At 50.8% G+C, this 4683-nt stretch carries 8 protein-coding genes; all 8 read left to right on the forward strand.

Annotation, left to right across the window (positions count from 1 at the left end):
- Positions 1–47 precede the first annotated feature (47 nt).
- The gene (gene ffh, locus DBO31_RS06735; protein ID WP_059075946.1) at positions 48–1400 is read left to right on the forward strand and encodes a signal recognition particle protein; all 1353 of its coding nucleotides are present in this window, start codon (positions 48–50) and stop codon (positions 1398–1400) included.
- A gap of 43 nt (positions 1401–1443) precedes the next feature.
- Entirely contained in the window at positions 1444–1710 is a 267-nt protein-coding gene (gene rpsP, locus DBO31_RS06740) for a 30S ribosomal protein S16 (RefSeq protein WP_059075947.1), read from the forward strand.
- Positions 1711–1725: 15 nt separating this feature from the next.
- Positions 1726–1953: a KH domain-containing protein gene (locus DBO31_RS06745; protein WP_059075948.1), complete on the forward strand. Its 228-nt coding sequence runs from the start codon at positions 1726–1728 to the stop codon at positions 1951–1953.
- Positions 1954–1961: 8 nt separating this feature from the next.
- Complete coding sequence (locus tag DBO31_RS06750) at positions 1962–2369, forward strand: YlqD family protein (RefSeq protein ID WP_059075949.1); 408 nt, start codon at positions 1962–1964, stop codon at positions 2367–2369.
- A 4-nt stretch (positions 2370–2373) separates the two neighbouring features.
- Positions 2374–2877, forward strand: a complete 504-nt coding sequence (gene rimM / locus DBO31_RS06755; RefSeq protein ID WP_059076027.1) for a ribosome maturation factor RimM — start codon at positions 2374–2376, stop codon at positions 2875–2877.
- Positions 2874–3611, forward strand: a complete 738-nt coding sequence (gene trmD / locus DBO31_RS06760) for a tRNA (guanosine(37)-N1)-methyltransferase TrmD (RefSeq protein ID WP_059075950.1) — start codon at positions 2874–2876, stop codon at positions 3609–3611. The genes rimM and trmD overlap by 4 nt, the downstream gene beginning before the upstream one ends.
- Entirely contained in the window at positions 3608–4180 is a 573-nt protein-coding gene (locus DBO31_RS06765) for an RNA methyltransferase (protein WP_059075951.1), read from the forward strand. Before trmD ends, DBO31_RS06765 begins: the two co-directional genes overlap by 4 nt.
- A 15-nt stretch (positions 4181–4195) precedes the next feature.
- The coding region (locus tag DBO31_RS06770) for a YebC/PmpR family DNA-binding transcriptional regulator (protein ID WP_150824760.1) at positions 4196–4683 on the forward strand (488 nt) is incomplete at its 3' end.

Genomic DNA, 4683 nt, shown 5'->3' on the forward strand with positions numbered 1-4683 from the left:
AAGACATTGAATTGTAATGTGCGTAAATCAGAAAGGGAGGTCCATCAATGGCATTTGAGAGTTTGTCCGAACGGTTTCAGGCTGCATTCAAAAAACTACGCGGCAAGGGAAAGCTTTCTGAAGAAGATGTCAGTGAAGCGCTAAAAGAGATGCGCCGTGCCCTCCTGGAAGCGGATGTCAATTTCGCCGTTACCAAGGACTTCATCAAGCGGGTCCGGGAAAAGGCAGTCGGCGAAGAAGTATTTGGCAGTCTGAATGCATCGCAGACGGTCATTAAGATTGTCCGTGATGAACTGGCCGAACTCCTCGGTGGCACGCAGAGCCGTATCGCCATGGCCAGTAAACCACCTACCATTATTATGCTGGTAGGGCTGCAGGGCGCCGGCAAGACGACGACGGCGGCCAAACTGGCCAGAAAGCTGCATGGCCAGGGCAAGAACCCGCTTTTGGTCGCGGCAGACGTATACCGTCCGGCGGCTATTACACAGTTACAGGTGCTGGGTCAGGATCTGGATATTCCCGTCTATACGGAAGAAGGGAGCAAAGATCCCGTTGCTATTTCCCAGCATGCCATACCATATGCCTTGAGTCATCTGAAAGATGTGGTCATCATCGATACGGCAGGGCGGCTTCATGTCAATGAAACGCTCATGGATGAACTGGTCCATATCAAGGAACAGGTCAAGCCCCATGAAATCCTGCTCGTCGTCGATGCCATGACAGGCCAGGACGCTGTGACGGCAGCATCTGCCTTCGATCAGGCGCTGGGCATTGATGGCATCATCATGACCAAGCTCGACGGTGACGCCCGTGGTGGTGCGGCCCTTTCCATCAAGGCTGTGACGGGTAAACCCATCAAGTTCATTGGCGTCAGCGAAAAGTTGGACGGCCTGGAAGAATTCCATCCCGACCGGTATGCATCGCGTATCCTCGACCTGGGCGATGTGGAAACGATCATCGAAAAGGCGCAGGCTGCTTTTGACGAAGAGTCGATGGCCAATATGAAAAAGGCCATGAAGAGCAATAGCTTTACCTTTGATGATTTCCTGGCCCAGCTGAACATGGTCAAGAAGATGGGGAACATGAGCAGTCTGGTCAGCCTGATCCCCGGGATTGGCAAATATAAGAAAGAAATTGATAAAATCGATATGGATGGCAAGGAATTCAAGCGGATTGAAGCCATCATCCAGTCTATGACAGCCCAGGAACGGGCCAGTGCCAATCCGAAACAGCTCATCAAAGACAGCCGCAAACGCCGTATTGCCAAAGGAAGCGGCACGCGGGTGCAGGATGTAAACCGCCTCATCAAGCAGTTTACGGATATGCAGAAGATGATGAAGCAGGCCAAGAAAATGCAGAAGAACAAACGACGGGGCTTCTTGCCACGTCTTCCCTTTTAGAGGCTTCTCACGAAGCGACAGTCCATATAAGGAGGTGATTTTCATGATTAAAATTCGTTTAGCTCGTTTAGGCGCAAAGAAAAAACCGATCTACCGCGTCGTTGTAGCTGATTCCCACGATGCCCGTAAAAACGGTCGTCCTGTTGCTACTCTGGGCATGTACGATCCAGCCAAAGGCGCTGACTGCCTGACTGTAGACGCAGAAGCAGCTCTGTCCTGGCTCGGCAAAGGCGCACAGCCGACTGATACCATTCGTTCTCTCTTCAAAAAAGCCGGTATCATGGCTCAGTTTGAAGCATCCAAAAAGTAAGTGAGGCTGGATACGATGGAAGAATTGATTGCTTGTATTGCCCGGTCTCTGGTAAAGAAACCGGAAGCAGTAACAGTTACAAAGATTCAAAAGAAAGGCCTCGAAGTCTATCAGCTTCATGTAGCTCCGGAAGATATGGGCAAGGTCATTGGCAAACAAGGCAAGATTGCCAAGGCCCTGCGCCTTGTCGTCAAGGCGGCTGCAGTGAAGGCTAACAAAAAAGTATCAGTGGATATCGTATAGGAGGAACCATGGATCAGATTACGTTGCGTGTACCGGTGACTGTCAAGTCCAAAGTTACACAGGCACTGAAAGACAAAATCATCAGAAATGCTGATCAGGCGTTGAGCGATATCGATCGTGAAGCTCAGAACCTGGAATTCCAGGCTAAGCGCATGATGACCGAACAGGCCAAAATCGACGCACAGGGTTTGATATCTCTTCGTGCACAAGTGGAAGAACAGAAGCAGCACATTGCCGCTGCCAAAGCGAAAGCCCAGCACGAACGCGAACAGGCGGAACAGCTCGAAATCGGCTCCGAAATCCGGCAGGGAACGCTCGAACAGACGGTCGTTGTCAAAGTCGGAGACGATCTGGGCAAACTCATGGGCACGGAAATCTTGCTCGAAGACGACAAGATCATTGCCTTCCGCCAGTAATACGATGACGGGTATGGATCTCTATACTATCGGTCAAATAGTTGCCCCGCACGGTGTGCGGGGTGATGTTCGTATTTATCCCGATACGGATTTTCCCGAACGATTCCTGCATATGAAATACGGGTATATCGACGGCAAGCGCTATGAAGTCAAGGCGGCACGGTTCCATAAACATGTCGTCCTGATGAAGTTTGCCGGTGTCGATGACCGTAATGCAGCGGAACTTCTGGTACACAAGGAATTGCAGGTGCCAAGGGAAGATCTGATGCCGCTGAAAGAAGGGCAGTACTATGTCTTTGATATCATCGGCATAGCTGTCTACAACCTGGAAGGCAGGCTGCTGGGGAAAGTGACGGACGTTCTGAAGACAGGAAGCAATGACGTTTACGTGGTAAACGATGACGCCGGCAATGAGCTTCTATTAGCTGTCATTCCTGAAGTAATACGCTCTGTGGATATCAAAGCGAAGAAGATGGTGGTAAATCCGCCAGAATGGATTGACGAATGAGAATCGATATAATTTCCTTATTTCCTGAATTTATAGAGGCTTTCTATCAGCATAGCATCATCGGCCGCGCACGGGCACAGGGACTCCTGGAGCTCGATGTGACTAATCCCAGGAGTTTTGTCTATGACCGGCACCGCATGGTGGATGACACCATTTATGGCGGTGGCTGTGGCATGCTGATGAAGGCAGGCCCGTTGTTTGCAGCCGTAGAATCGGTGCGCAGAGATGTGCCCCGGCGGCGTGTCATCCTCATGGGACCGGCCGGCTCGACCTTTAATCAGGCCAAGGCGCGTGAGCTGGCTGCTTATGACCAGCTCATTTTGTTGTGCGGTCATTATGAGGGTGTCGATTACCGGGTAGAGCAGTATCTGGCTGATGAAACGATTTCCATCGGCGATTTCGTCGTGACAGGCGGTGAAATGCCGGCTATGATCATCACCGATGCCGTAGCCCGCATGATTCCCGGTGTCCTGGGGTCAGCTGGCAGTGCTTCGGATGATTCGTTTTATCATTCCCTGCTGGAATACCCGCAATACACGAAGCCGGCCGTATTTCGCGGCCATGCCGTTCCAGAAGTGCTGCGCAATGGCAATCATGCTAAAATTGCAGCCTGGCGCCGTGAACAGTCACTGCGCCGTACGGTGGCCAAAAGACCGGATCTTCTACAGGGTTGCTCTCTTTCGGATACAGACCGCATGATACTGGAACGCATACAGAAGGAAACGGAATTATGAAATCATCACTGTATATCGGGCTCGTTCACTACCCGATTTATGATAAAAACTTCAACGTCATTGCTACGGCCATTACGAATTATGATCTCCATGATATTTCCCGGTCGGCCCGCACTTATGGCGTAAAAAAATATTTCATTATCCACCATGTCGAAGCACAACTGGACATGGTGCGTAAGATTATCGATTTCTGGCGCAGCCCTGTAGGAAAGAATTATAATTCGTATCGTACGGAAGCTCTTGACATCCTCGACATCCGTCCTTCCATCGGGGCGGCTGTCCAGGCCGTCACCGATGCAGAAGGAAAAAGGCCTTATGTCGTGACGACCGATGCCAGGACGTACGCCAATACGATTTCCTACAAGGACCTCCGACGCAAGAGAGAAGAAGAAGATACTCCTGTCCTGCTGCTCCTTGGTACGGGATATGGCATGACAAAAGAAACGATGGAACAATTTGATTTTATCCTGGAACCAATTTATGGTGCAGGGGATTACAATCATCTCTCCGTTCGTTCGGCTGCGGCGATTATTCTGGATCGTCTTGCCGGCGAGGACTGGTGGAACTAAAGAGGAGGAACTAAGATGTCCGGACATTCAAAATGGGCGAATATTAAACGTAAAAAAGGTAAAAACGATGCGATCCGTGGCAAGATTACGACAAAAATCAGCCGCGAAATCACGATTGCCGTCCGTATGGGCGGAGCAGACCCGACGGGTAATATGCGCCTGAAACTGGCTCTGCAGAAGGCAAAAGAAAACAATATTCCGAAGGATAATATCAAACGGGCTATCCAGAAGGGCGCTGGCGCAACGGAAGGCCAGAATTACGAAGAAATCACTTATGAAGGCTATGGCCCGGCCGGCGTTGCCGTCACGGTCAATGTCCTCACCGATAACCGCAACCGTGCAGCAGCCGCTGTCCGCCATGAATTCAGCAAACACGGTGGAAACCTCGGCGAAACCGGTTGTGTATCGTGGATGTTCAAAAATGAAGGTATTTTCATCGTGTCCAAGGAAAACGCGACGGAAGACCAGCTGATGGAAGTCGCTCTCGATGCCGGTGCCGATGA

It is taken from the genome of Megasphaera sp. DJF_B143 (assembly GCF_900320625.1).
Classification (GTDB): domain Bacteria; phylum Bacillota; class Negativicutes; order Veillonellales; family Megasphaeraceae; genus Megasphaera; species Megasphaera hexanoica.

Coding starts and splice junctions, on each gene's coding strand:
- ffh (WP_059075946.1), top strand. CDS start 48: ATGGCATTTGAGAGTTTGTCCGAACGGTTTCAGGCTGCATTCAAAAAA.
- rpsP (WP_059075947.1), top strand. CDS start 1,444: ATGATTAAAATTCGTTTAGCTCGTTTAGGCGCAAAGAAAAAACCGATC.
- DBO31_RS06745 (WP_059075948.1), top strand. CDS start 1,726: ATGGAAGAATTGATTGCTTGTATTGCCCGGTCTCTGGTAAAGAAACCG.
- DBO31_RS06750 (WP_059075949.1), top strand. CDS start 1,962: ATGGATCAGATTACGTTGCGTGTACCGGTGACTGTCAAGTCCAAAGTT.
- rimM (WP_059076027.1), top strand. CDS start 2,374: ATGACGGGTATGGATCTCTATACTATCGGTCAAATAGTTGCCCCGCAC.
- trmD (WP_059075950.1), top strand. CDS start 2,874: ATGAGAATCGATATAATTTCCTTATTTCCTGAATTTATAGAGGCTTTC.
- DBO31_RS06765 (WP_059075951.1), top strand. CDS start 3,608: ATGAAATCATCACTGTATATCGGGCTCGTTCACTACCCGATTTATGAT.